This window comes from Afipia sp. 1NLS2 (genome assembly GCF_000178995.1).
Lineage (GTDB): Bacteria > Pseudomonadota > Alphaproteobacteria > Rhizobiales > Xanthobacteraceae > Afipia.
This window is the reverse complement of sequence record NZ_ADVZ01000002.1, coordinates 254,131-279,730: the sequence shown is the minus strand read 5'-3', so window position 1 is coordinate 279,730 and position 25,600 is coordinate 254,131. Positions and strand designations below refer to the sequence as shown.

Here is a 25,600-nt window from a genome sequence, read left to right as displayed (position 1 = left end):
GCCAGGACCCGCGCTAACACAGGAAAGGACTCCCATGCCTCTTTACGAGCATGTTTTCCTCGCGCGCCAGGACGCGAGTGCCCAACAGGTCGAAGAATTCACCACCCAGATCACCGGCGTGATCGAAGGTCTCGGCGGCAAGGTTGCCAAGACCGAGAACTGGGGCGTGCGTTCGCTCACCTACCGCATGAACAAGAACCGCAAGGCTCACTTCGTGCTGCTGAACATCGACGGCCCGGCTGCGATCGTTTCCGAGATCGAGCGTCAGGAGCGCATCAACGAAGACATCATTCGTTATCTGACCGTGCGTGTCGACGAACTCGAGGAAGGTCCGTCCGCAATGATGCGCAAGGCCGACCGTGATCGCGAACGCGACGACCGTGGCGGCGGCTTTGGTGGCCGTGGCGGCGACCGCGATGGCGGCTTCCGCTCCGAGCGCGGCCCGCGCCGTTCGCGTGATGACGAAACCGCATCGGTAGAGGAGTAAGAGACATGGCTGACGCTGGTGCACGCCGCCCGTTCTTCCGCCGTCGCAAGACCTGCCCGTTCACGGGTCCGAACGCGCCGAAGATCGACTTCAAGGATTCCAAGCTGCTGATGCGTTACGTATCCGAGCGCGGCAAGATCGTGCCGAGCCGCATCACGGCCGTGTCCGCGCTGAAGCAGCGCGAACTCGCCCGTGCCATCAAGCGCGCGCGGTTCCTGGGTCTTCTGCCTTACGTGATCCGCTAAGGCGAATAATTCCGCTCCTCATCCCACGGGATGAGGAGCAAACTTCGCGCTCCATGAGGAGCGATTTTCATAACACGGCGGCGACAGCAGTCGTGGATGGTTGGGGCAAACAGCCTCTAACCGCTCGAAGGGGGCGGGACAGCTGATGATGGCAACGACGATTCTCATTGCACTGGCGGCCGCGCTTGCGTCGGCCATGATGTTCGCCTCGATCGCATCGGGCGCGGTGCTGTCGCTTGCCTTGTTCTATCTCGCACCATTGCCGCTGATGGTGGTCGCGCTCGGCTGGGGATCGCGGAGCGGATTCATCGCCGGCGCGGCTGCGGTGCTCGGCCTCGGCGCCGTCTTCGGGCCGATGTACATGCTGGCCTATGGCGTCATGGTCGCCCTGCCCGCGCTCTGGCTCGGCCATCTCGCGCTGCTCGCACGTGCTCACGATGATGGTTACACGCCTCCGTCCGCGCTCGACTGGTACCCGGTCGGCCGCATCCTAGTCTGGACCGCAGGCTTTGCGGCTCTCACCACCGCCGGGGCACTTCTGACCCTTGGCACCGACGTCGACACGATCATGGCGGTTATGCGGAAGAGCCTGACGCACCTCTCCGACGTTGCGAACCAGGGTGGGGTCGCCCATGGCACCACGCCTGATCCCGTCATCGAGGCACTGGTTGCGATCGCCCCCGGCGCGGCCGCGCTGGTCGCGATGCTGACTCTGACGCTCAATCTGTGGCTTGCGGCCAAGATCGCTCAGACCTCGCAGCTTCTGAAGCGCCCGTGGCCAGACCTGCGCACGACCGAGATGCCGCGGCCGGTGATGGCCGCGCTCGCGATCGCCATCGTGCTCTGCTTCTTCGGCGGGCTAACCGCGCTGGTCGCCAAGATCGTCAGCGCTTCACTGCTGCTCGCCTATGGCATGACCGGCTTTGCCGTTCTGCACACCGTCAGCCAGACCATGGCGGGACGCTCCTTCATGCTGAGCGGCATCTACGCCCTCACCGCTTTCATCGGCTGGCCGCTCGCAGGCGCGATCGTGCTCGGCCTTGCCGACGCCGCCTTCGGCATTCGCAGACGCTACTGGCGGAAACAGCACAGCCTGCCAGACCCCAACTGAACTTCAACCGTCACCTCAAGAAATCCCTCTATCCAGTCTTTGCCAAGGAGAACATCATGGAAGTCATTCTACTCGAACGCGTCGCCAAACTCGGCCAGATGGGCGACATCGTGAACGTCAAAAACGGCTATGCCCGCAATTTCCTGCTCAAGCGCCACAAGGCGCTGCGCGCGACCGAGGCGAACCGTTCCAAATACGAAGGCATGAAGGCCGACCTCGAAGCCAAGAACATCGCGGCCAAGGGCGAAGCCAGCAAGGTTGCCGAGAAGATCGAGGGCCGCAACGTCATCGTCATCCGCCAGGCCGCCGAAAGCGGCCAGCTCTTCGGCTCGGTTTCGGTGCGCGACATCATGGCGGCGCTGGCTGCCGACGGCGTTTCGCTCAACCGTCATCAGGTTCTGCTCGAACACCCGATCAAGGAGATCGGCCAGCACAAGATCACGATCGCCGTTCACCCCGAGGTCGAGATTCATGTGACCGCCACCGTGGCCCGCAGCGAGGCGGAAGCCGAGCGCATCAACCGTGGCGAAGACATCAGCACCCGCCAGGAAGATCAGGACGCGGCGGCAGAAGCGATCGCTGCGGCCGGCGAATTCTTCGACCCGGAAGCCCAGGACCGGATCGAAGCACCGGAAGCACCGAGCGAGCAGTAAGCTTCGCTCCATTGCAATCATCATCAAATCCGGTCCGGAAACGGGCCGGATTTTTTCATGCGCTTTTGAAGGCGATGGGCGCAGAGCCGACCGCTTTCAGACTGATGGATATTATTGCGAAACCGGCGCCGCCGGCTTTTCCGGAGCAGCCGGAGCCTCGGATTTGGAATCCGGCTTCGCCTCCGGTTTGGGCTCGACGTTGAAGACCGGCATATTCGAGGAGGCAGGCTTCTCCTCATCCGGCTTCTTCACGGGGGCGTCCGCTGCGGCGTCAGGAGCAGACACGGCAGGCTTGGTCTCAGGCTGTGTGGCGGATTCCGCAGGCTTTTCCGGCGCCGCGGCAGGCTTGCTGTTCTCGGCCGCAGGCGTTTCCGGCTTCGGCTGGGAAGCAGTATCGGATTTTGGCCTGGAGGTATCCTTCGGCTCATCCTTTGCCGGAGCATTCTTCGGCTTACGCTTGTCAACCTTGGGCTTTTTACCCTTGGCGTCGACTTCACCCGCTCCTTCGTCCTTCGGCTTGGCGGCGTGCCCGTGTGCGGGCTTCTCGGCCCCGATATGCCGTTCTTGTCTTTCCTTCGGCTCGGCATCCCGCTCCCGCGGCTTCGGCGCCGTCAACTCGCGTCCCTCGCGCGTAAGGTCGTCACCGGCGCGCCTGTTCGCGGCGCCGTTCGACAGGACGTAAGCACTCATCGCGCCCGCCATCCCGGTGCTCGTCGTATAGTGCTGGCGCAGGAAACCGGGGAGCGATCCGGGCGCCACGCTCTTAAGCAGCCCATGGGGGCTCTTGTGGCAGACCGCGCATGTCGCGGCAAAAATCTGGGCCGGGGTTTTACCGGCCTCGAGATTTTGCGCTGCCGCCGGACCGGCAGCGCTCATCCAAAGCACCGCCGCCGCCAGAGTGAGCGCTCGCCTCGACATAGATGGTCTCCAGAAATTGCTCGACCGGCATCGTCATACCGGGAGGTCAAATGATCGTATGACAAATCCTTAGCGGATAATCCGCCGGATGGAAACGTTGAGAATGCAACACTCTAGGTAAGATTGCAGTGATGCGGCATGGCCACTCCTGCCCTCTATTCGGGCTTGAAGGAGCGGGCAAGAAGGGGGAAACTTTGGGCCGTGGGGCCCGTTCAATAAGAATAGCACATTAGAGCCAAGGCCACTGCCCATGAGCTTTTTGCTGAAATCCGTTCTCCGCCGGTTTTTCCGCTACGGTTCAATCACTTTTATCACCGCTGACGGCCAGTCCTTCACGTGCGGCGACGGGACCGGCACACCGGTCACGGTCCGCTTCACCACCCCCTCGGCACAACGCAGGTTGCTACTCGATCCGGAGATGACCTTCGGCGAGATCTACATGGATGGCGAACTCGTGATCGAGCAAGGATCGATCACCGACGTCCTCGCCGTGGTGCTTGGCCAACCCTACGACCTGCCCGGCTGGGCAAAGCTCCATCACCTGCAGCGCTTTTTGATCCGCAGGTGGCATCAGTTCAATCCGATGGGTCTGGCGAAGCGCCGCATCCAGAGCCATTACGATCTCGACAGCCGGATCTACTCGCTCTTTCTCGATTCCGACCGGCAATATAGCTGCGCCTATTTCGAGCAGCCGGACATGTCGCTCGACGAGGCCCAGTTGGCCAAGCGCCGCCATGTCACCGCCAAGCTGCTGGTGCAACCGGATCAGCACGTGCTCGACATCGGCTCCGGCTGGGGCGGCCTTGGGCTCTATATCGCGGAAATCGCAGGCGGCCTCGTCACCGGCGTCACTCTATCCAACGAGCAGTTCGAGATGTCGAACCAGCGCGCCAAGGCCAAGGGGCTGTCACAGCGCGCCAAATTCCTGCTCGAGGATTATCGCAAGGTGCCGGGTCCGTTCGACCGGATCGTTTCGGTGGGCATGTTCGAGCATGTCGGTATCGACCACTACCAGACCTATTTCGATCGTTGCGCCGAACTGCTCAAGGATGACGGCGTGATGGTGCTGCATGCCATCGGCCGCTCCGAGGGACCGGACATCACCAACCCATGGGTCGCCAAGTATATTTTCCCCGGCGGCTATATTCCGGCGCTGTCGGAAGTGCTGCCCAGGATCGAGCGCTCGGGCCTTCTGGTGGATGACATCGAAATCCTCCGCCTGCATTACGCCGACACGCTGAAAGCCTGGCACGAACGGTTCCTTGCCCAGCAGGAAGAAGCCGCACGCATTTATGACGAGCGCTTCGTGCGGATGTGGCGCTTCTATCTCGCCTGCTCGGAGATGAGTTTCCGCAAGCAGAACATGATGGTGTTCCAGATTCAGCTCAGCAAACGGCAAGGCGTGGTTCCGATTACCCGCGACTACATCACGCGGGAGGAACAGCGACTGCGCGGGCTGGAAGCTGCAAAAGCTCCCCCACTCCAAATCGCCGGCGAATAGCAAGTGGAATTACAGGGAAACAGGGTTTCCCCGGCCGGGTGTGAGAATCGGGCATAAAGTCAGTTCTGACTTACGCCCCTTGCGGTGCAGGTGCTTGATACCTGCCCGCCTCTTCCGACTTGAAAGCGCATCTGAACACCATGGCCGTTTCCGACTCGAACATTGTCAAGCTCGCGCCCGAAGCCGGCGCACCGGCCTACCGCACTGCGCCCCACAACATCGAGGCGGAACAGAGCCTGCTCGGCGCGATCCTCGTCAACAACGACGCGTTCTACCGCGTTTCGGATTTCCTCGAGCCGAAGCACTTCTTCGAGCCGATCCATCAGGTGATCTTTGAGACGGCGTCAAGCCTGATCCGCGCGGGCAAGGTCGCCACGCCGGTGACGCTGAAAACCTTCCTGCCCGCCGACACCGATCTCGGCGGCATCACGGTCAGCCAGTACCTCGCCCGCCTCGCCGCCGAAGCGACGACCATCATCAACGCGCAGGATTACGGCCGCACGATTTACGACCTCTCCCAGCGCCGCGACCTGATCCGCATCGGCGAGGACATGGTCAACGTCGCCTATGACGCGCCGGTGGACTTCGCGCCACGCGCGCAGATCGAGGATGCCGAGCGGCGGCTCTACGAGCTGGCCGAGCAAGGCCAGTATGACGGCGGCTTCCAGAAATTCGGACAGGCCCTGACGGTCGCCATCGACATGGCGGCCAAGGCCTATGCGCGCGACGGCAATCTCTCCGGCCTCGCCTCGGGCCTGCGCGACATGGACACCAAGATGGGCGGATTGCAGCCGTCCGACCTCATCATCCTCGCCGGACGCCCGGCTATGGGAAAGACCGCACTCGCCACCAACATCGCCTATAACGTCGCCCGTTCCTGGCAGGGCGAGTTGCAGCCCGACGGGACGACGAAATCCGTCAATGGCGGCGTGGTCGGTTTCTTCTCGCTGGAAATGTCGGCCGAACAGCTCGCCACCCGTATTCTCTCCGAGCGCACCGGCGTTTCCTCAAGCTCGATCCGGCGCGGCGGCATCACCGAAAGCGATTTCGACAAGATCCGCGACCACGCCATCGAAATGCAGCATTTGCCCTTCCACGTCGACGACACCGGCGGCCTGTCAATCGCGCAACTGATGGCGCGGGCACGGCGGCTGAAGCGGCAGAAGGGCCTCGATCTTCTGATCATCGACTACATCCAGCTCCTGTCAGGTTCGGGCAAGCGTTCCGACAACCGCGTGCAGGAAATCACCGAGATCACCACCAGCCTGAAGGCGCTGGCGAAGGAGCTGAATGTTCCGATCATCGCGCTTTCGCAGCTCTCGCGTCAGGTCGAAGCGCGTGACGACAAGCGCCCGCAACTCGCCGACCTTCGTGAATCCGGCTCGATCGAGCAGGACGCCGACGTGGTGCTGTTCGTATTCCGCGAGGAGTACTACCTGCAGAACAAGGAACCGAAGGTCGGCACGCCGGAACACGAAAAATGGCAACTGGAAATGTCGCTGGTTCACGGCAAGGCCGAAGTCATCATCGGCAAGCAGCGCCATGGCCCGACCGGCACCATCAAGCTGCATTTCGATTCCAGCGTCACGCGCTTCGCCGATCTCGTCGAAGACGACCACATGCCAACGCATATTTGATCTTTGGCGCGGGAAGCGTGATATGAGAGGCTGATCTTCGCCTCCAGCCGCGTCCTTTCATGACACCCTTTCCCGATACCTCAGTCCAGATCGATGCGCACACGTTGCAGGGAACGCCCGGCGTCCTGACCATCGATCTCGACGCGCTCGCCACGAACTGGAAGGCGCTGGAGAGCCGCGCTGTGCCGGCGGAATGCTCCGCCGTGGTCAAGGCCGACGCCTATGGCTGCGGACTCACACCCGTGACGCGCAAACTCGTCAGCATCGGCTGCAAGACGTTCTTCGTGGCAACCCTCGATGAAGCGAAGCGCGCACGCGAGGCCGCGCCAAAAGCCGCGATCTACGTGCTCGATGGTTTCTTCGCCAATTGTGGAGACGATTTCGCCAAGATTGATTGCCGTCCCGTGATCGGCGATCTTAACGAGCTTGCGGAATGGGATGCGTTCCGGCGCACCCGCGGCTGGACCGGCCTCGCCGCGCTCCAGATCGACACCGGCATGAACCGCCTCGGCTTCACCCCCGACGAGGCGCGCGGGCTGGTACCGCGCATCAAGCAAGCCGATCACGGCATCGCGCTGGTGATGAGCCACCTCGCCTGCGCCGAGGACATGAGCAACGCAATGAACGCGCGCCAGCTCGCCGCCTTCCGGAGCGTCGCATCCGAATTCAGCGGCATCACCGCTTCGCTGGCGAATTCGTCCGGCATCTTTCTCGGCTCGCACTTCCACATGGACATGGTGCGGCCGGGTGCTGCGCTCTACGGCGTCAACCCCACGCCGGAAGCCGACAACCCGATGCAGCCTGTGGTCGGCCTCAAGGTTCGCATCGCGCAAATCCGCAACGTGCCCAAGGGCGAGACGGTCGGCTATGGCGCATTGTGGCACGCCAAGCGGCCGACGCGGCTTGCCATCGTCAGCGCCGGGTATGCCGACGGCTATTTCCGCGCCGCGAGCGGCATCGAAGGAACCCGCAGCGCGCAGGCGATTGTCGCGGGCCAGCGCTGCCCCATCGTCGGCCGCATCTCGATGGACCTGATGGCGATCGACATCACCGACGTGCCGCACGGCGGCATACGGCGCGGTCACTTCATCACCCTGATCGGCGAAGGCCTGACCCTCGATGAACTCGGGCACCATTTCGGCACCATCGGCTACGAGGTGCTGACCAGCCTCGGCCGCCGCTACGCGCGCGACTACCGGGGCAGCGTCAGTCAAGATTCGAAAACGGCTCCGGAAAAGTCCTCGGCCTGACCCCTACCTTTCAGGCCATGGGTTGACTTTTTAACTCGAATAAGAACAAAGATAGAACATATCTGTCTGGGGCTCCCGATGGCCAAAAACCTTCCCTCCTTCGTCTGCCAGAATTGCGGCTCGGCCTACACCAAGTGGCAAGGCAAGTGCGAAGGCTGCGGCGAGTGGAACACGCTGTCCGAAGAGGACTCGATTGCGGCCGCCGCCATGCCCTCCAGCATCCGCCCGAAGCGCAAGGGCCGCCTGTTCACGCTGGAAACACTGACGGGCGAATCCCAGCAGGCCCCGCGTCTTCCGTCGGGGATGGCGGAACTCGACCGCGTCACCGGCGGCGGCTTCGTGCGCGGCTCGGTGCTGCTGGTCGGGGGAGATCCCGGCATCGGTAAATCAACCCTTCTGACACAGGCTACCAGCATGCTGGCCCGCGCGGGCCATCGCGCCGTCTATATCTCGGGCGAGGAAGCCGTGGCGCAGGTGCGGCTGCGGGCGGCAAGGCTTGGCCTTGCCGACGCCGCCGTCCAGCTTGCCGCCGAGACTTCGGTTGAAGATATCATCGCAACCCTTTCAGAAGGCACGCCTCCCCGGCTCGTGGTGATCGATTCGATCCAGACGATGTGGACCGATACGGTGGAATCCGCGCCCGGCACCGTGACGCAGGTTCGCGCTTCGGCGCAGGCACTCATTCGCTTTGCCAAGAAATCTGGCGCGGCCCTCATCCTCGTCGGTCACGTCACCAAGGACGGCCAGATCGCCGGCCCCCGCGTCGTCGAGCACATGGTCGATGCCGTGCTGTCTTTCGAGGGTGAAGGCTCGCAACAGTTCCGTATCCTGCGCTCGGTGAAGAACCGCTTCGGCCCCACCGACGAGATCGGCGTGTTCGAGATGACTGGGCTTGGCCTGCGCGAGGTCACCAACCCGTCCGAACTGTTTCTTTCGGAGCGCGATCTCGGCAGCCCGGGCACGGCGGTGTTCGCAGGGATCGAAGGCACACGCCCGGTGCTGGTGGAATTGCAGGCGCTGGTCGCGCCGACCTCGCTCGGCACACCGCGCCGTGCCGTGGTCGGCTGGGATCCGAGCCGCCTCTCCATGGTGCTGGCGGTGCTGGAAGCCCATTGCGGCATCAAGCTCTCGGGCCACGATGTCTACCTCAATGTCGCGGGCGGTCTGCGCATCCAGGAGCCCGCCGCTGACCTTGCCGCGGCGGCCGCCCTCGTCTCCTCGCTCGCCAACGCACCGCTGCCGGTCGATGCCGTCTATTTCGGGGAAATCTCGCTATCAGGTGCTGTGCGCCCGGTCGCACAATCCTCCGCACGCCTGAAGGAAGCGGCCAAGCTTGGCTTCGCCCGCGCGGTGCTGCCGGACACAGCGCGCGGCGATGCAGGCGCTGGCGATGTCGGATTGAGCCTGAACACCGTCAATTCACTGACCTCGCTGGTGGCGGACATCGCGGCCCGCAGCGAGAAGCGTTTGCGTCCCGCCGCTCAGGGATAGATCCATGGGTAAAATTTGAAATATTCACCGCCGGATGGCGCCACATGGACGGTTTGAAAAGCCACAGGCGGGGAAAAATCCGCCTCGAGTTCCCGATTTGATGCCTCTACGGGTCCACACCGCGTGACGCCCGAAAAATGGCTGGTTATACAACGCGCGCGCGGCTTGCGGGCCGCGCCGCTACGCCGTCTCCTGAAATCCGGTGAGCCCTGCGATTCGGGCCACCGCCATAACTGGAACAGCCTCTCCGATGCCGATCACGCTACTCGATATCATCGTCCTCGCCGTTCTTCTGCTCTCCGGCCTGCTTGCGATGATCCGCGGTTTCGTGCGCGAGGTACTATCGATCACGGCCTGGGGCGCGGCGGCGCTCACCACCCTTTACGCCTACCAGAAACTTCTTCCGACAGCGAAGACCTACATCGCCAGCGACACGCTCGCGACCGTCGCCGTCGTCGCCGGCATCTTCATCGTCACGCTGATCGTGGTGTCGATCGTCACCGTGCGCATCTCCGACATGATCCTGGATTCGCGAATCGGTGCGCTCGACCGCACCCTCGGCTTCCTGTTCGGCCTCGCTCGCGGCTTGCTCATCATGGTCGTGGCCTTCCTGTTTTTTGCATGGCTGGTACCCGAGAAGCAGCAGCCCGACTGGGTTCGCGGCGCAAAATCGCGTGTTGTGCTGCAAGGAACCGGCGATTGGCTTTTGTCGCTCTTGCCGGACGACCCTGAAAATACCATCTTGAAACGGTTCAAGAAAACCAAGCCGGAAGACGAGCCGGCCGATTCCGCTCCGGACAACCGGACGGAGAACCCGTCGGACCCCGGCGGCTATGCCAAGTCGGAGCGCGACGGGATGAAGTCGTTAATCGACGGCAAAGCCACGGGGCGTTAACTGTAGGCCATGATGCTTGGGAATCGGGTGGTGGTTTCAGCTAGATATCGTCTCAATGGCGCGGAGGCTTGGTGACACGATGAACAACTTCTCCGGTAGCACGGCCGCCACAGGCGAACGCGACCAGCGCGATATCGATCTGCACGGCGAAGGCGACACGCTACGGGAAGAATGCGGCGTCTTCGGCATCTACGGTCATCCCGACGCCGCCGCCATCACCGCCCTCGGACTTCACGCCCTCCAGCATCGCGGCCAGGAAGCCGCCGGTATCGTCTCCTTCGACGGCCACCGCTTCCACTCTGAACGCCGCCTCGGCCTCGTCGGCGACACCTTCTCCCGCGCAGCCGTAATCGACCGTCTTCCCGGCGACAACGCCATCGGCCACGTCCGCTATTCCACCACCGGCGAAACCATCCTGCGCAATGTGCAGCCGCTGTTCGCCGAGCTCAACGCCGGCGGCTTCGCCATCGCCCATAACGGCAACCTCACCAACGGCCTGTCGTTGCGCCGCGAACTGGTCCGCCAGGGCGCGATGATGCAATCGACCACCGATACCGAAGTCGTTCTCCACCTCGTCGCCCATTCCAAACGCACCCGCTTCATCGAGCGTTACATCGAGGCGCTGCGCGCCATAGAAGGCGCCTACGCGCTGGTGGCGCTCACCAACAAGAAGCTGATCGGTGCACGCGACCCGCTCGGCATCCGCCCGCTGGTGCTCGGCGAGCTTGACGGCTGCCCGATCCTCGCTTCGGAGACCTGCGCGCTCGACATCATCGGCGCGAAATATGTTCGCGACATCGAGCCCGGCGAAGTCATCGTGTTCGACGAGAAGGGTACCGAGATTCACAAACCCTTCCCGCCGCAGCCGCCCCGCCCCTGCATCTTCGAGTACATCTATTTCGCCCGCCCGGATTCCGTCGTCGGCGGGCGTTCCGTTTATGAAGTCCGCAAAGGCTTCGGCGCGCAGCTCGCCCGCGAAAGCCATGTCGATGTGGACGTGGTCGTGCCGGTGCCGGATTCCGGCGTCCCTGCCGCCATCGGCTACAGCCAGGAATCGGGCGTACCGTTCGAACTCGGCATCATCCGTAATCACTATGTCGGACGCACCTTCATCCAGCCGACGCAGAGCGTGCGCGAACTCGGCGTGCGCATGAAGCACGCGCCGAACCGCGCCGCGATCGAAGGTAAGCGCATCATTCTGATCGACGACTCGCTGGTGCGCGGCACCACCTCGAAGAAGATCGTGCGCATGATGCGCGACGCGGGCGCCAAGGAAGTTCACTTCCGCCTCGCCTCGCCGCCGATCATCCACCCGGATTATTACGGTATCGACCTGCCGGACCGCGGCGGCCTTCTCGCGGCCACGCATACGCTGGAAGAAATGCGCGACATCATCGGAGCGGACTCTCTCGCCTTCCTCTCCATCGACGGCATGTACCGCGCGGTCGGCGAGCCGGGACGCGACCCGGCCAATCCGAAGTTCTCGGATCACTGCTTCACCGGCGACTATCCGACCCACCTCACCGACCAGACGCAGGTGGAACAGCCGCAGCACCAGCTCTCGTTGCTGGCGGAAGCAAGCTGAGTTCGCTCAAAGCCTTCGCATCATGAACTGCGCATCTTCGCCATAGCTGCGCAGCTTCTCCGCAAGTGTATCGTCCACCACTGCCGCAAAGCCCTGCCGCTGCCAGAAGCCTTCCGAACCGTTGACTGCGATCAGCGATAGTGACGGCAGGCGCTCGGCCCGCACCTGCTCGGCCAGCGATGTCACCACTTCGGCCGCCGCACCGGTGCCCCGCATCTCGGGCAGCAACGCGATGTCGTGGAGATAATAGGTCGAAGGCTGTGGCGGCAATTCGCCGAGCAGCGTGTTGAGTTGCGGCGGCGCGCGGTCAAGCCACGGATGGCTGATGGCATAAGCCGTGAGCCTCCCATTGCCTTCCAGCACCCGGCAGCCCGGCGGATAAAGCCGCAGCCGCTCGGCGAATACCGCCGCATCCTCCGGATAGGCCGGATGGATCAGCGCTTGCAGCGCATGGACGGCGGGCAGATCGGCAGGCTGCATCTGTCGCCATGAAGCACGTTCGGTCAGCATGTCAGCCTTCTAGCTGCCGTCCGTCTTCTCCCTCAATAACCATCCCTCCCGTCATGGCCGGGCATAGCCCGTCGAAGACGGGCGTGAACGCCCTTTCGCCCGGCCACCGGCGTCTGTAAAACCTGCCGCAAAGGCGTGGATGCCGGGGACGAGCCCGGGCATGACGCAGGCTGAAGAGTTTAAAAATGACAAAACCCCTCGCTTCCCGCATCGCTCTCGTCACCGGCGCCTCGCGCGGCATCGGCCACGCAGCGGCGCGCGCGCTGGCCCGCGCTGGGGCCCATGTCATCGCCGTGGCGCGGACGCAGGGCGGCTTGGAAGAACTCGACGATGAAATCCGCAGCGAAGGCGGCAGCACCACGCTGGTCCCGCTCGACATCACCGATTACGACGGCGTGGCACGGCTGGGCGCCGCGCTGAACGACCGCCACGGCAAGCTCGACATCCTGATCGGCAATGCCGGCGTCGCCGGCCCCTCCTCGCCACTTGGCCATATTGATTTGAAGCCGTGGATGGACGCGATCGGGGTCAACCTTACCGCGAACTTCCAGCTGATCCGCTGCATGGAGCCATTGCTGATCCATTCGGATGCTGGCCGCGCGGTGTTCATCACCTCCGGCACTGCCTCCAAGGCCAGCGCCTATCGCGGACCTTACGCCGCTTCCAAGGCCGGGCTGGAAGCACTGGCGCGGGTCTGGGCGCACGAGACAGCGACAAGCGAGATCCGCGTCAACCTGTTCAATCCGGGACCGATCCGCACCCGCATGCGCGCCTCCGTCATGCCGGGCGAGGACCCGATGACGCTCGACACGCCTGAGCAAGCCGCCGAATACATCCTGCCGATGTGCATGCCGGACTGGAACGAGACCGGCAAGGTCTACGACTACCGCACCCGCTCGCTGATGCACTTCCGTCCGCCGGTGTGAGGGAAGCTACGATTTTCGCTTCGCCTTGTGTGCGAACGGGTTGGCCTTCTCGCGCAGCGTGATGCGGACCGGCGTGCCCGGCAGATCAAACGCCTCGCGCAATGTATTTGTGAGATAGCGCAGATAGGATTGCGGGACAGCGTCGGCGCGCGAACAGAACACCACGAAGCTAGGCGGCCGCGCTTTGGTCTGCGTTACGTAATTCAGCTTCAGCCTGCGGCCCGACACGGCGGGCGGCGGATTGTTGCGCGTCGCCTGTTCGAACCAGCGGTTCAGCGCGCTGGTGGGAATGCGCTTGTTCCAGGTGGCATAGGCTTTCTCGATCGCGCCGATCAGCCGGTCGATGCCTTCTCCCATCAGGCCAGAAATCGCCACCACCGGCGCGCCGCGCACCTGCGGCAGCAGATGATCGGCGGTTTCGCGCAGCTTGCCGATCGCACTCGGCGCGCGCTCCACCAGATCCCATTTGTTGACGGCAAGCACGAGAGCGCGGCCTTCGCGTTCGACAAGATCGGCCAGTCGCAGATCCTGCTCCTCGAAGCGGTTCTGCGCGTCCACCACCAGCACAACGACTTCGGCGAAGCGCACCGCGCGCAGCGCATCCGACACCGACAGCTTTTCGAGTTTGTCGTCGATGCGCGAACGCCGGCGCAAACCCGCGGTGTCGAATACCCGCAGCTTCCGGCCTTTCCATTCGACATCTACCGCGATGGAATCGCGTGTGGTGCCCGCTTCCGGGCTCGTCAGCAGCCGCTCCTCGCCGAGCAGATGATTGATGAGCGTCGATTTGCCCGCATTGGGGCGACCCAGCACCGCGACGCGGATCGGGCGCGTGGGATCGTCTTCGAAGTCTTCCGCGCCGTCTGGGTCGTCCTCGTCCGCCTCATCATCGATCGGATCGGGCATCAATTCGCGCAGCGCGTCATACAGATCGCCTAGCCCCTCGCCGTGCTCGGCGGAAATGCCGATCGGATCGCCCAGACCGAGCGCATAGGATTCCGCGATGCCTGCTTCGCCCTGCTTACCCTCGCTCTTGTTGGCGAGCAGCAGCACCGGTTTGTTGGCGCGGCGCGCAAAGTCGGCGAAGGCACGGTCATTCGGCGTGAGGCCCGCGCGCGCGTCGATCACGAACATCAGCGCATCCGCCGCAGCGATCGCCGTCTCGGTCTGCTCCTGCATCCGCGCGGTGAGCGAACCGCGCGGCCCTGAATCGAGGCCCGCCGTGTCGATGATGGTGAATTCGAGATCGCCAAGGCGACCAAGCCCCTCGCGGCGATCACGCGTAACGCCAGGCTGGTCGTCCACCAGCGCGAGCTTTTGTCCGACCAGCCGGTTGAACAGCGTCGACTTACCGACGTTGGGACGGCCGATGATCGCAATGGTGAAGGACATGATCGATCCCGTCCGCCCTTTACGCGGTCATATGCAAGTGCCGCGCGACGCGGATTTAATGCGAGAAGCTGCCGCTCGGCAACGGCGCCGGGAATGGCGACAATTGCTGCTGCTGAGGCTGGGGGGCAGCCGGTTGCTGCTGCTGTTGTGAAGGGGCCGCTGCTGGTGCTTCGTCCGGCGGCGGCGCCGTAATGCTCTTGCGCTTGGCGGTGCGTACCCGCTTCTTCGGTTTCTCTTCAGGCGGCGGTGCTGCGGCGGCAGCCGGAGCTGCGTTTGCCTGACCTGCTGCAGACGGGGCCCCCGGCGTAGCAGGGTCTGTCGCCGTGAGATCGTTCTGCTGCGCGCCCTTGTAAAGCTCCTTCGGCACGCCCTGCTCGACGCCCGGCACGCCTTCCGGGAATACCGGATGACGTGTTCCGGGTAGCGGCTTCTTGGTGTCGAGGAAGCTCAACATGTCGGTCGGATCGAAGCTGTTTGCCGCGCCTCCGCAACCCGACAGAACGCTGGCAATACTCACCAGAATAGCGCCGGTGAATGCACGGGATAGATGGCGTCTGGGAAATCGGACCAGCATCGGCTTAACTTTTCGCGGCCGGAGGCAACAGCGCAAGCAACGCTTCCGCACGCCTACGCAGCGTTGCGGGGCTTTGCGGGTCATCGCCGATCATGTCGAGCCACTTGCGCGCCGCGTCGTTGTTCTTCGCCCGCCAGGCCGACAGTGCCAGCAATTCGCGCGCGGAATGGCGGAACGTGTGAGTGCCGGATGCATCGTCCGACAACCGCTTCTCGATGTCGGCGTAAGGCGCGGTGTCGAGCAGCAGACTCGCCGCGCGCAAACGGGCGATCTCGCGGATCGGCGCTTCGACCTTGCCGTCATTGGCGACCGCGTCGAACGCGGCAATGCCCTTCTGCGAATCCTGCTTGGCTGCTTCAGCCGCCGCATGAAGCCGCGCCAGCGTGCTGTAACCCTGCGCGTTGCTGCTCGCGATCTTGTCGAAAGCCGCCTGCGCCTGGGCCGGATCGGTCAACGCCACCGCAGCCTCAAAGGCCTTTCCAGCGGCTTCCGCCTTCTGATTCTCGAAATACTGGTAGGCGCGCCAACCGCCGACACCGCCGACGATCAGGACGATGAGCACGATGAAATGCAGCGAATAGCGGTCCCACAGCTTCTTAAGCTGCTCGCGGCGCAAATCCTCATCGATTTCGCTAAATAATTCAGACACTTAATAAAACCCCACCGATCGTCGCGGCGCGCTGGCGCACCATTCCCCTGCGATGATGCAAGCCGATACAGTAACGCTGTGGCAGCCACAAGGCAAAGCGAGGCGGATCAAAGCGTTAACCGCCACCCGTGGCCCCAAAACCCGATCAGGGCTAGATCATGGCTATTTCGCGGTTTTCGGCTTCAGGTTGTAAACATGCTCAGGGCCCGGAAACGCGCGCGACCGCACCTCGCTGGCGTAGTCCTGAATCGCCTTCTCGATGCCCGGCCCGAGGTCGCCATAGCGTTTGACGAACTTCGGCGCCCAGGGCGACAGGCCGAGCATGTCTTCCAGCACCAGCACCTGCCCGTCGCAGGCGACGCTCGCGCCGATGCCGATGGTCGGTGACGCGACGCTCTCGGTGATCTTGCGCCCCAATGGTTCGGCCACCGCCTCGACCACGATCGAGAACGCGCCCGCCTCCGACACCGCCTTGGCGTCTTCCAGGATCATCGCCGAGTCCGCTTCATCGCGGCCGCGCGCCCGGAACGAACCAAGCGTGTTGATCGACTGCGGCGTGAGGCCGACGTGGCCCATCACCGGAATGCCGCGCTCGACGAGAAACGCGATGGTCTCCGCCATCCGCACCCCGCCTTCGACCTTGATGCCGCCGCAGCCGGTTTCCTTCAGTACGCGCGCGGCGGAGTGAAACGCCTGCTCTTTTGAGGCCTCATAGGAGCCGAACGGCATGTCGACCACGACCATCGCCTGCTTCGAGCCGCGCATCACCGCATGGCCTTGCAGGATCATCATCTCGAGCGTGACCGGCACGGTCGTCTCGAAACCGTGCATCACGTTGCCGAGGGAATCACCGACCAGAATGATGTCGCAATATTTGTCGACCAATGCCGCTGTGTGCGCGTGATACGAGGTCAGCATCACGATCGGCTCGCCGCCCTTGCGCGCGAAAATCTCAGGCGCGGTTTTGCGCTTGGCTGCGTTTTGAATGGACATGGTCAGACTCCGACGACAGGAACGCCGATCACCAGCGGGTGGAAGGCCAATGCGAGGGCGAGATAGGCCACGACCCCGACCGCGACCGCGATCAGATCATTACCAATGCCGCCCACCGGAATCGGCGGTGCGCCGGCATCGGCGCGATGCTTCAGCGAAATGCGGTCATAGACGGCCCATGCCAGCACGGAGCCGAACAGGATGATCGAACCGAGATCGCCGTTCGCCAGAAGATGCGCCAACGCCCACAACTTCACGCCGGCCAGCATCGGATGCTTCAGCTTCGCGAAAATGCGCCCGCGAATGTAGGACGCGACAACCAGAATGACGGCAGGCAGCATCAGCGCCAGCGTCAGATGGCGCATCGCCTTGGGCGGATGCCAGATATCGATCCATTCGGTGGCGCGATAGACGCTGAAGCCCTTGGCCGCAAGCGCGATGCCGACAATCGCAACCACGCTGAAAGCGACCTTGTAGCCGCCCTCGCCCAGCCGCGCGACCAGCGAGGCACGCAGATCACGGCGTGTCGTCAGCACATGGACGCCCAGAACAAGCGCCAGCCCCAAAATCAGAAGTGCAAAACCCATGAGAGCACCGCCCATCAGATCGATGGGCTCGGGTAGCATTTTTATGGTGCAGCGCGCAATGCGCCAGAAGCATGCGCCTTCACATCACCGGCATGCGGCGTATCTCAGTTTGATACGGTTTACTCGCCCTTGCCCGCCTTCTTCACGTCCTTGATACTCGTGAAGGTGATGCCCGGCGAGCGCTCGCGGGTGTAGCCGAGATAGAATTCATTCTTGGCGAGATACACCAGATCGCCATCGACATCTTCGGCGATGCTGGAGCCGTTGGCGTTGACGAACGTGTCGAACGTCTTGCGGTCTTCCGCCGTGAACCAGCGCGCCAACTGGAATTCGCTGATCTCGAAATCGACCGGCAGCGAATATTCCGCGTCCAGCCGCGCCTTCAGCACGTCGAGCTGCAACTGGCCGACGACGCCGACCATCGCGGGCGAGCCGTCGCGCGGGCGGAACACCTGCACGACGCCCTCCTCCGACATCTGCTGCAGGGCTTCCTTCAGCTTCTTGGCCTTCATGGCGTCGCCGAGCCGCACGCGGCGGAGGATTTCCGGCGCGAATGACGGCACACCGACGAACTGGATGTCCTCGCCCTCCGTCAGCGTGTCACCAATTCTGAGCGTGCCGTGGTTCGGGATTCCGACCACATCGCCCGCGAACGCCTCGTCGGCAATGGCGCGATCCTGCGCAAAGAAGAACTGCGGCGCGGACAGCGTCATGTTCTTGCCGGTGCGCACCAGTTTCGACTTCATGCCACGCGTCAGCTTGCCCGAGCACAGCCGCGCGAACGCAATGCGATCGCGATGGTTCGGGTCCATGTTCGCCTGAATCTTGAAGACAAACGCGCTCATCTTCGGCTCGGAAGCCTCGACTTTGCGCGTGCTGGAGTCCTGCGCGCGCGGCGGCGGCGCATAGCGCCCGAGCCCTTCGAGCAAGTCACCGACGCCGAAATTGCGCAATGCCGAGCCGAAGAACACCGGCGTGAGATGCCCCTCGCGGAACGACTCCAGATCGAACGGCTTGCAGGCCTCCGACACCAGCGCGAGTTCTTCGCTGATCGCGTTCGCATCGAGATTGGGATTACGGCCCGCCAACTCCTTGATCTCGATCTGCTCGGCCTGCCCGGTCTTGGCGCCGCCGCCTTCGAGAAGGCGCACGCCGCCGGTCGCGATGTCGTAGGTGCCGAGGAAGTCGCGGCCCCGTCCTACCGGCCAGGTCATCGGTGTGGTGTCGAGCGCAAGCGTCTTCTCGATCTCGTCCATCAAATCGAACGGATCGCGGCTTTCACGATCCATTTTATTGATGAAGGTGATGATCGGAATATCGCGGAGGCGGCAGACCTCGAACAGCTTCCGGGTGCGATCCTCAATGCCCTTGGCGGCGTCGATCACCATCACGGCGGAATCGACTGCGGTGAGCGTGCGATAGGTGTCCTCGGAGAAGTCTTCGTGGCCCGGCGTATCGAGCAGGTTGAAAACGAGGTTGTCGAACTCGAACGTCATCACCGAGGTGACGACGGAAATGCCGCGGTCGCGCTCGATCTTCATCCAGTCCGAGCGCGTCGAGCGCCGCTCGCCCTTGGCCTTGACCTGCCCGGCGAGATTGATCGCCCCGCCGAACAGCAGGAGCTTTTCGGTCAGCGTGGTCTTGCCCGCGTCGGGGTGGGAAATGATCGCGAAGGTGCGCCTGCGCTCGACTTCATGGGCAAGCGGAGACGCAGAATCGGCGGCAATTACAGTGTCGGTCATGATCGCGAGCATGTGGCAGGGAAACGCTTCAGGATCAAGGGAAACCGCCCTTCCGCCTCGTCCTGCCCTTGCGGAAACCGCCCTTGTTTCCCTAAATAGCTCTTTGGCGGGGACGACCCCGCTTCGCGGCTTGCGGAACTCGCGCGCCCGTTAAATCCCATCATTTTCGCGGGGACGACCCTGCCCGTTGAAGGAGCGCTTCATGGCGTGGGTCATCCTGTTTTTCGCCGGGTTGATGGAAATCTGCTGGGCTATCGGGCTCAAATATACCGAGGGTTTCACCCGGCTGGTGCCCTCGGTCCTGACGCTCGCCGCGATGACGATCAGCGTCATCCTGCTCGCGATCGCGCTGAAAACGCTGCCGGTCGGAACCGGCTACGCGGTCTGGACCGGCATCGGCGCGGTCGGCACCGCGATCCTCGGCATCGTGCTGTTCGGCGATCCGGCGACGGCCGGGCGGCTCGCCTGCATCGGGCTGATTATCGCCGGGATCGTCGGGTTGAAACTCGCGACGTGAGGTTCACAGCGAGCGCTTGAAGTAGTGCGCGATCTCGCCGACGATGCCGCGGCGGAAGGTCAGCACGCAGACGATGAATACCGCGCCCTGCATCACCATCACCCATTGGCCGAATGATGCGAGATACTGCTGCATCGCGACGATGATGAAGGCACCGACGATGGGGCCGAAGGACGTGCCGAGGCCGCCGACCAGCGTCATCAGCACGACCTCGCCCGACATCGTCCAGTGCACGTCGGTGAGCGAAGCATTCTGGGTCACGAACATCTTCAGCGATCCCGCAAGACCCGCCAGCGTGCCCGACAGGATGAACGCCATCAGCTTGTATTGATCGACCTTGTAGCCGAGCGAAATCGCGCGCGGCTCGTTCTCGCGGATCGACTTCAGCACCTCGCCGAAGGGCGAGTTGACGATGCGGTGGATCAGGAGGAACGCCAGCAGGAACACGCTGAGGATGAAATAATAAAGCGTGTTGGTGTGCGAGAGATCGAAGATCCCGAACAGCGTGCCCTGCGGAATGCCCTGAATGCCATCCTCGCCGCCAGTGAACGGCGCGCGCAGATAGATGAAGAACATCAATTGCGACAGCGCCAGCGTAATCATGGCGAAGTAGATGCCCTGCCGCCGGATCGCGATGGCGCCGGTGATGACGCTCAAGACAGCGGCCGCGAACACGCCGATCAGGATGCCGGCGACCGGCGGCACGCCCCACGACTTCAGCGAATAGGCCGTGAAATAGCCCGCGGTGCCGAGGAACATCGAATGGCCGAACGACAACAGGCCGCTATAGCCGATCAGCAGGTTGAAGGCGCAGGCGAACAGCGAAAAGCACAGCGCCTGCATCACGAAGTAAGGGTAGATGCCGGTCAGCGGCACGGCGGCCAGCAGCACCGCCATGACGATGAAGCCGACGATCTCGTCCGCCATCGAGCGGTTCTTGGTGGGGGTCGCGTTTTCGGTGATGGTCGCCATGTCAGTTCGCCCGTCCCGTCAGCCCTGTCGGCTTTACCAGCAACACCAGCACCATCAACACGAAGACCACGGTGTTGGATGCTTCCGGGTAAAAATATTTGGTCAGTCCCTCGATCACTCCAAGGGAAAAGCCGGTGATGACCGAACCCATGATCGAGCCCATGCCGCCGATCACCACCACCGCGAACACCACGATGATGAGGTCCGCTCCCATCAGCGGTCCGACCTGATTGATCGGCGCCGACAGCACACCGGCCAGCGCCGCGAGGCCGACGCCAAGCCCGTAGGTCAGCGTGATCATCAGCGGCACGTTGATGCCGAAGGCGCGAACCAGCGTCGGGTTCTCGCTCGCGGCGCGCAGGTAAGCACCTAGCCGCGTCCGTTCGATCAGGAACCATGTCGCCAGACACACGATCAGCGACACGACGACGACCCAGCCGCGATAGATCGGCAGATACATGAAGCCGAGATTGACGCCGCCGCGCAGTTCGGCCGGCATCGCATAGGGCATGCCGGAGGAGCCGAAATAGTTCTGGAAGATGCCCTGGATCACCAGCGCAAGGCCGAAGGTCAGCAGCAGGCCGTAGAGCGGATCGAGGCCCTGCAGCCAGCGCAGCAGCGTACGCTCCAGCAACATGCCGAACGCGCCCACGATCAGCGGCGCGAACAACAGCGCCCACCAGTAATTCAGGCCGAAATAATGCAGCAGGAAATACGCGGTGAACGCGCCCATCATGTAGAGCGCGCCGTGGGCGAAATTGATGATTTCGAGCATGCCGAAGATGACGGCAAGGCCAAGACTGAGCAGCGCGTAGAACGAGCCGTTGATCAGTCCGACAAGAAGCTGTCCGTAAAGCGCCTGCATCGTCACACGCCGAGATATTGGTGAAGTTTCTGCATATTGGCTTCCAGCTCGCCGCTCGCGAAGGTGTCGATCACCTGCCCGTGCTCGACGACGTAGAAACGATCCGCGATATCCGCCGCGAACCGGAAATTCTGCTCGACCAGAAGAATGGTGAAGCCTTCCGCCTTCAGCCGCGAGATGGTGCGGCCGATCTGCTGGATGATGACCGGGGCCAGTCCTTCCGTCGGCTCATCCAGCATCAGGAAGCGCGCGCCGGTGCGCAGGATGCGTGCGATCGCCAGCATCTGCTGCTCGCCGCCGGACAGCTTGGTGCCCTGGCTGGTGAGCCGCTCTTTCAGATTCGGAAACAGGTCGAAGATCCGCTCCACCGGCATGCCGCCCGGACGTATCTGCGGCGGCAGCAGCAGGTTTTCCTTCACGTCGAGGCTGGAGAAAATCCCGCGCTCCTCGGGACAGAACGCGACGCCGAGGCGCGCGATCTTGTCCGAGGTCAGGTTGATTGTTTCCTTGCCCTCGAACATCACCGAGCCCCGGCGCTTGCCGATGATGCCCATGATCGATTTCAGCGTGGTGGATTTGCCAGCACCATTGCGGCCGAGCAGCGTCACCACCTCGCCGGGCCGGACGTGAAAATCCATGCCGTGAAGAATGTGAGACTCGCCGTACCAGGCTTGCAGTCCCTTGACGTCGAGCACGGGCGCCGTTGCTGCCTCAGGCATGCCCGGCCCCCAGATAGGCTTCCCGCACACGCTCGTCCTGGGTCAGGGTCGCGTAATCGCCCTCGGCCAATATCTGGCCGCGCGTCAGCACAGTGATCTTGTCCGACAAGTTCGACACCACATTGAGGTTATGCTCGACCATCAGGATGGTATGGTCGGCGGCGATGCGCTTGATGAGCGTGGCGATCTTGTCGATATCCTCATGGCCCATGCCGGCCATCGGCTCGTCCAGCAGCATCAGTTCCGGCTCGAGCGCGAGCGTCGTTGCGATCTCCAGCGCGCGCTTGCGCCCATAGGGCATTTCAGCCGCACGGATATCGGCGAAGGCCGACAGCCCCACGTCGTCCAGCAGCGCCCTCGCCCGCTCGTTGAAACGGTTGAGGACCGATTTCGACCGCCAGAAATCGAACGACTCGCCGTGTTCGCGCTGCAGGGCCACGCGCACATTCTCCAGCGCCGTCAGGTTGGGAAACACCGCCGAAATCTGGAAGGAGCGTACAAGGCCGAGCCGCGCCACATCGGCGGGCTTCATCTCGGTGATGTCCTCGCCATTATAGATAATTGTCCCCTTCGAGGGACGGAGGAATTTGGTGAGCAGGTTGAAACAGGTGGTCTTGCCCGCGCCATTGGGCCCGATCAGCGCGTGAATGGTATGGCGCCGAACCTGCAGATTGACGTCGCTGACCGCGGAAAAACCTGCGAACTCCTTGGTCAGCCCGTGTGTTTCAAGGATGTAGTCCGACAATCAGAATCCCCGCCTTCGCATTGCAATAAGCATCGGCATTATTTGCCTTATCTGCCTAAGCGCCACCTGCCCTCGCCGAATATGCAGCGAACCTTCCGTGCCGCGCAACGAGACCTTTGGACAGTGAAGTGCACCGCACAACATCTCAAGTTTAAAAAAGCGGCGTTAGGAACTCTCAACGCATTTTCTGTCTTGCGTTTGTAAATATCAGGAACATGATGGACCTTTATCGGAATTGATTTCGGAGGCTGTCACCATGTCGGCCAAACGAGACATTCTTCCTGACGATACCGCTTCGTTTCCGGGAACAACGATTGAAGTCGTCCGCGCGATTCAGCAGCGCGACCTGCTGAACAAATGGCTCAGCCTCTACACGCCGCTTCAGCACGCCCCGCCATTTGAAGAATTCCATCTCGAATGCAACGAGACGGATTGCGCCTCGGCGGTGCTCTACACCGTGAAGGTCGAGAACGGCCACCAGCGCATCATGATCGACAGCGGCGGCACACGGCTCGCCAAGGCCTATGGCGCAACCGGTATTGGCCGGGAATTGAGCGAGTATCTCGGTCCCAAACTTATTCCCGTCATCATGCCCATTTACGAGGAATGCATCCGGCGCGGGCTGCCGGTCTATACCGTGTCGCGGCTTCACGACCGCGACAAGCGCAAGGTCGATCTCGAGCGGCTTCTGCTTCCCTTCAGCGACGGCAAGCGCATCACCCGTATTTTCGCCTCGTTCGAGACGATCAGCCCGGAGGGGCATTTCGACATCAACCAGCTCATGCGCGAGCGGCTCCCGATCGATGTCGTCCGCGCCGTGATCGATAAGAAGCTCTATTTCAAGCCGCCACCGCGAATCTCGCCGCGCGACAAGATCGAGTTCGAGTAAGTTCAGACCAACTTGCTAAGTTCAGGCAAACTTGCGGCCCGCATCAGCGGGCTGCCTTTTTGCGCGCCGCCTTCCCGAGTTCTTTTTCATATTCATCCGGCTTGAAGCCGACCAAAAGGCGTTTGCCGTCGTCGAGTACGGGCCGCTTGATCATCGAAGGCTGCGCCATCATCAGGGCGATGGCCTTGCGCTCGGTCAGCCCTTCCTTGTCGGCGTCCGGCAGTTTCCTGAACGTGGTCCCGGCGCGATTGAGAACCGTTTCCCAGCCTGCGGCCTTGCACCACTTCTCAAGATCGCCCTTGGTGATGCCCGCTTTCTTGTAGTCATGAAAATCATAGGCGACGCCGGTCTTGTCGAGCCAGGCGAACGCCTTCTTCATCGTGTCGCAGTTCTTGATGCCATAGATGGTGACAGACACGCCGACCTCATACTGACTGGAGATGCCGCCATCTTACGGCATCGCGCGAACAGCGCAAAACCGGCCCGGACGACGCGTGAACAGGATTATTTCAAAATCCCAGCGACTGCTGCGCGGGCTCTTCCGGCGCCATCACGACGCCTTCCAGCTCCAGCATCCGGACCTTCGATGCCGCTCCGCCCGGCGCGGAAAACCCGCCGACCTTGCCGCCTGCGGCCAGTACACGATGGCAGGGAATGATGAGCGGGATCGGATTTTTGGCCATCGCCTGACCGACATCGCGGGCAAGCCGCGGATCGGCATCGATCTCCTTCGCCAGCGCCCCGTAGGTGGTCGTCTGCCCCCATGGGAGACGCCGGGCCAGAGCGTAAATTTGTTTGAACAAATCGTCCTGACCCTCGAGGTCGAGATTCAAATCCGAGAAATCGACTTCGCTGCCCTCGAAATAACGTCGCACCACATCGATCACACCGGTGATGTCCGGCGTCGGCTCCGCCGCCTTCGCGTTCGACATCCGCCGGAGCAGCAACCGCTCCGTGGCAGCGGCGTTATCCGTGGGCAACTGAAACCGCGTGATACCGTCGTCGCTCCATGCGATGCCGCAGAATCCTGATGCCGTCTCAAAAACAGCGTAGCTGTCAGCCTTCATGATCTGCCCTTATCCGGCGCTTTCAGATGAGCGCCTTCTCCTTCCCAACCATCTCACGCAAACGCGTGTTCTCGGCCTCGAGTTCGGCCAGATGTGCCCTCACCGGCTCCAGCGCCTCGGCCAGTTCCTCTTCGGTGAACCTAGGCGTGATGTGCTGCGAGCAGTTCCAGTCGAACGCCTCCAGATGCAGGATCATCACGCGCTCCACCTTCGCCTTGTATCCGGGGATGGCAAACCGATCCACCAGCGAAGCATCGTCGCGAACCTCCTTCACCTCGGCACGCGCATAAACCTTCAACCGGCCCCGCCGGGGATAGTCCATCAGGAACAGACAGACGCGATCGTTGGCCGCCAGATTCCCGGTCGTGATGTATTGCCGGTTGCCCCGGTAATCGGCGAAAGCGAGCGTCTTGTCGTCCAGCACGCGCAGGAACCCCTTCGGTCCACCACGATGCTGGATGTAAGGCCACCCGTTTTCCGACGACGTCGCGATGTAGAAGCTGTCGCGTTCGGCAATGAAGGCTAGTTCGGCCTCGGTGAAACGATCGCGCGTGCGCGTGCTTGTGAGGTGCTCCCAGTACTCAGCGACACCATTGGCAGCCTGCGCCGCCTTGACGCTGGGCGTTGTAGCAATCTCGAGAAATCGATGAATCATCCGACCCTCCCTCGGTTGAGCACAA

The 25,600-nt window shown here is 62.7% G+C and carries 28 protein-coding genes; 13 read left to right on the top strand and 15 right to left on the bottom strand.

Annotation, left to right across the window (positions count from 1 at the left end; all coding sequences use genetic code 11):
• The first annotated feature begins 34 nt into the window (after window positions 1-34).
• From rpsF to rplI, 4 genes are all read left to right on the top strand, one after another.
• Window positions 35-487: a 30S ribosomal protein S6 gene (gene rpsF / locus AFIDRAFT_RS10065; protein ID WP_009339255.1), complete on the top strand. Its 453-nt coding sequence runs from the start codon at window positions 35-37 to the stop codon at window positions 485-487.
• A 5-nt stretch (window positions 488-492) separates the two neighbouring features.
• Window positions 493-732, top strand: a complete 240-nt coding sequence (gene rpsR / locus AFIDRAFT_RS10060) for a 30S ribosomal protein S18 (RefSeq protein WP_009339254.1) — start codon at window positions 493-495, stop codon at window positions 730-732.
• Window positions 733-877: 145 nt separating this feature from the next.
• A complete protein-coding gene (locus AFIDRAFT_RS10055; protein ID WP_009339253.1) occupies window positions 878-1,843 on the top strand; it encodes a DUF2232 domain-containing protein in 966 nt (321 codons plus the stop codon).
• A gap of 56 nt (window positions 1,844-1,899) precedes the next feature.
• Window positions 1,900-2,496: a 50S ribosomal protein L9 gene (rplI, locus tag AFIDRAFT_RS10050; RefSeq protein ID WP_009339252.1), complete on the top strand. Its 597-nt coding sequence runs from the start codon at window positions 1,900-1,902 to the stop codon at window positions 2,494-2,496.
• Window positions 2,497-2,607: 111 nt separating this feature from the next.
• Here the strand turns inward: rplI and AFIDRAFT_RS10045 are convergent, their stop codons facing one another.
• Entirely contained in the window at window positions 2,608-3,414 is an 807-nt protein-coding gene (locus AFIDRAFT_RS10045) for a hypothetical protein (protein WP_009339251.1), read from the bottom strand.
• 250 nt (window positions 3,415-3,664) lie between these two features.
• Here AFIDRAFT_RS10045 and AFIDRAFT_RS10040 point away from each other — a divergent pair, with 250 nt between their 5' ends.
• From AFIDRAFT_RS10040 to purF, 6 genes are all read left to right on the top strand, one after another.
• Window positions 3,665-4,915: a cyclopropane fatty acid synthase gene (locus AFIDRAFT_RS10040; RefSeq protein WP_009339250.1), complete on the top strand. Its 1,251-nt coding sequence runs from the start codon at window positions 3,665-3,667 to the stop codon at window positions 4,913-4,915.
• Between the two features lie 140 nt (window positions 4,916-5,055).
• Window positions 5,056-6,552 (top strand): replicative DNA helicase, encoded by a 1,497-nt coding sequence (locus AFIDRAFT_RS10035; RefSeq protein WP_009339249.1) that lies wholly within the window; start codon window positions 5,056-5,058, stop codon window positions 6,550-6,552.
• Window positions 6,553-6,611: 59 nt separating this feature from the next.
• The gene (gene alr / locus AFIDRAFT_RS10030; RefSeq protein ID WP_009339248.1) at window positions 6,612-7,802 is read left to right on the top strand and encodes an alanine racemase; all 1,191 of its coding nucleotides are present in this window, start codon (window positions 6,612-6,614) and stop codon (window positions 7,800-7,802) included.
• Window positions 7,803-7,880: 78 nt separating this feature from the next.
• Window positions 7,881-9,293: a DNA repair protein RadA gene (gene radA, locus AFIDRAFT_RS10025; RefSeq protein WP_009339247.1), complete on the top strand. Its 1,413-nt coding sequence runs from the start codon at window positions 7,881-7,883 to the stop codon at window positions 9,291-9,293.
• Window positions 9,294-9,543: 250 nt separating this feature from the next.
• Window positions 9,544-10,188, top strand: a complete 645-nt coding sequence (locus AFIDRAFT_RS10020) for a CvpA family protein (RefSeq protein ID WP_009339246.1) — start codon at window positions 9,544-9,546, stop codon at window positions 10,186-10,188.
• Between the two features lie 79 nt (window positions 10,189-10,267).
• On the top strand, window positions 10,268-11,773 hold the full coding sequence (purF, locus tag AFIDRAFT_RS10015) for an amidophosphoribosyltransferase (RefSeq protein WP_009339245.1): 1,506 nt from the start codon (window positions 10,268-10,270) through the stop codon (window positions 11,771-11,773).
• A 6-nt stretch (window positions 11,774-11,779) separates the two neighbouring features.
• Here the strand turns inward: purF and AFIDRAFT_RS10010 are convergent, their stop codons facing one another.
• Window positions 11,780-12,283 carry a GNAT family N-acetyltransferase gene (locus AFIDRAFT_RS10010; protein WP_009339244.1) on the bottom strand — a complete coding sequence of 168 codons (504 nt, stop codon included), beginning with the start codon at window positions 12,281-12,283 and terminating at the stop codon, window positions 11,780-11,782.
• Between the two features lie 185 nt (window positions 12,284-12,468).
• Here AFIDRAFT_RS10010 and AFIDRAFT_RS10005 point away from each other — a divergent pair, with 185 nt between their 5' ends.
• Window positions 12,469-13,209 (top strand): SDR family NAD(P)-dependent oxidoreductase, encoded by a 741-nt coding sequence (locus AFIDRAFT_RS10005; RefSeq protein ID WP_009339243.1) that lies wholly within the window; start codon window positions 12,469-12,471, stop codon window positions 13,207-13,209.
• A gap of 6 nt (window positions 13,210-13,215) precedes the next feature.
• Here the strand turns inward: AFIDRAFT_RS10005 and der are convergent, their stop codons facing one another.
• From der to AFIDRAFT_RS09975, 6 genes are all read right to left on the bottom strand, one after another.
• Window positions 13,216-14,601 carry a ribosome biogenesis GTPase Der gene (gene der / locus AFIDRAFT_RS10000; RefSeq protein WP_009339242.1) on the bottom strand — a complete coding sequence of 462 codons (1,386 nt, stop codon included), beginning with the start codon at window positions 14,599-14,601 and terminating at the stop codon, window positions 13,216-13,218.
• Between the two features lie 55 nt (window positions 14,602-14,656).
• On the bottom strand, window positions 14,657-15,175 hold the full coding sequence (locus AFIDRAFT_RS09995; RefSeq protein ID WP_009339241.1) for a hypothetical protein: 519 nt from the start codon (window positions 15,173-15,175) through the stop codon (window positions 14,657-14,659).
• Window positions 15,176-15,179: 4 nt separating this feature from the next.
• Window positions 15,180-15,824, bottom strand: coding sequence for a tetratricopeptide repeat protein (locus tag AFIDRAFT_RS09990; protein WP_009339240.1), 645 nt, complete (start codon window positions 15,822-15,824; stop codon window positions 15,180-15,182).
• 162 nt (window positions 15,825-15,986) lie between these two features.
• A complete protein-coding gene (gene panB / locus AFIDRAFT_RS09985; RefSeq protein ID WP_009339239.1) occupies window positions 15,987-16,817 on the bottom strand; it encodes a 3-methyl-2-oxobutanoate hydroxymethyltransferase in 831 nt (276 codons plus the stop codon).
• A gap of 2 nt (window positions 16,818-16,819) precedes the next feature.
• Window positions 16,820-17,404, bottom strand: a complete 585-nt coding sequence (locus AFIDRAFT_RS09980; protein ID WP_198007810.1) for an NnrU family protein — start codon at window positions 17,402-17,404, stop codon at window positions 16,820-16,822.
• 119 nt (window positions 17,405-17,523) lie between these two features.
• The gene (locus AFIDRAFT_RS09975) at window positions 17,524-19,146 is read right to left on the bottom strand and encodes a peptide chain release factor 3 (RefSeq protein ID WP_040298333.1); all 1,623 of its coding nucleotides are present in this window, start codon (window positions 19,144-19,146) and stop codon (window positions 17,524-17,526) included.
• 202 nt (window positions 19,147-19,348) lie between these two features.
• Here AFIDRAFT_RS09975 and sugE point away from each other — a divergent pair, with 202 nt between their 5' ends.
• Complete coding sequence (sugE, locus tag AFIDRAFT_RS09970) at window positions 19,349-19,663, top strand: quaternary ammonium compound efflux SMR transporter SugE (protein WP_009339236.1); 315 nt, start codon at window positions 19,349-19,351, stop codon at window positions 19,661-19,663.
• A 3-nt stretch (window positions 19,664-19,666) separates the two neighbouring features.
• On the opposite strand, the gene AFIDRAFT_RS09965 is transcribed toward sugE, so the two are convergent.
• Genes AFIDRAFT_RS09965 through AFIDRAFT_RS09950 form a run of 4 tightly spaced genes read right to left on the bottom strand, consistent with a single transcriptional unit; the run spans window position 19,667 to window position 22,934 of the window.
• A complete protein-coding gene (locus tag AFIDRAFT_RS09965) occupies window positions 19,667-20,635 on the bottom strand; it encodes a branched-chain amino acid ABC transporter permease (protein WP_009339235.1) in 969 nt (322 codons plus the stop codon).
• Between the two features lies 1 nt (window position 20,636).
• On the bottom strand, window positions 20,637-21,500 hold the full coding sequence (locus AFIDRAFT_RS09960; protein ID WP_009339234.1) for a branched-chain amino acid ABC transporter permease: 864 nt from the start codon (window positions 21,498-21,500) through the stop codon (window positions 20,637-20,639).
• 2 nt (window positions 21,501-21,502) lie between these two features.
• Window positions 21,503-22,219 (bottom strand): ABC transporter ATP-binding protein, encoded by a 717-nt coding sequence (locus AFIDRAFT_RS09955; RefSeq protein ID WP_040298258.1) that lies wholly within the window; start codon window positions 22,217-22,219, stop codon window positions 21,503-21,505.
• Window positions 22,212-22,934, bottom strand: a complete 723-nt coding sequence (locus tag AFIDRAFT_RS09950; protein ID WP_433994110.1) for an ABC transporter ATP-binding protein — start codon at window positions 22,932-22,934, stop codon at window positions 22,212-22,214. The genes AFIDRAFT_RS09955 and AFIDRAFT_RS09950 overlap by 8 nt, the downstream gene beginning before the upstream one ends.
• Before the next feature lie 286 nt (window positions 22,935-23,220).
• Between AFIDRAFT_RS09950 and AFIDRAFT_RS09945 the strand changes: the two genes are divergently transcribed.
• Complete coding sequence (locus AFIDRAFT_RS09945; RefSeq protein WP_009339231.1) at window positions 23,221-23,853, top strand: PAS domain-containing protein; 633 nt, start codon at window positions 23,221-23,223, stop codon at window positions 23,851-23,853.
• A 43-nt stretch (window positions 23,854-23,896) separates the two neighbouring features.
• Here the strand turns inward: AFIDRAFT_RS09945 and AFIDRAFT_RS09940 are convergent, their stop codons facing one another.
• The 3 genes from AFIDRAFT_RS09940 to AFIDRAFT_RS09930 form a co-directional block, all read right to left on the bottom strand.
• The gene (locus tag AFIDRAFT_RS09940) at window positions 23,897-24,271 is read right to left on the bottom strand and encodes an ArsC family reductase (protein WP_009339230.1); all 375 of its coding nucleotides are present in this window, start codon (window positions 24,269-24,271) and stop codon (window positions 23,897-23,899) included.
• 91 nt (window positions 24,272-24,362) lie between these two features.
• Window positions 24,363-24,920, bottom strand: coding sequence for a methylated-DNA--[protein]-cysteine S-methyltransferase (locus AFIDRAFT_RS09935; RefSeq protein WP_009339229.1), 558 nt, complete (start codon window positions 24,918-24,920; stop codon window positions 24,363-24,365).
• A 22-nt stretch (window positions 24,921-24,942) separates the two neighbouring features.
• Window positions 24,943-25,575: a pyridoxamine 5'-phosphate oxidase family protein gene (locus tag AFIDRAFT_RS09930; protein WP_009339228.1), complete on the bottom strand. Its 633-nt coding sequence runs from the start codon at window positions 25,573-25,575 to the stop codon at window positions 24,943-24,945.
• Window positions 25,576-25,600: the final 25 nt, after the last annotated feature.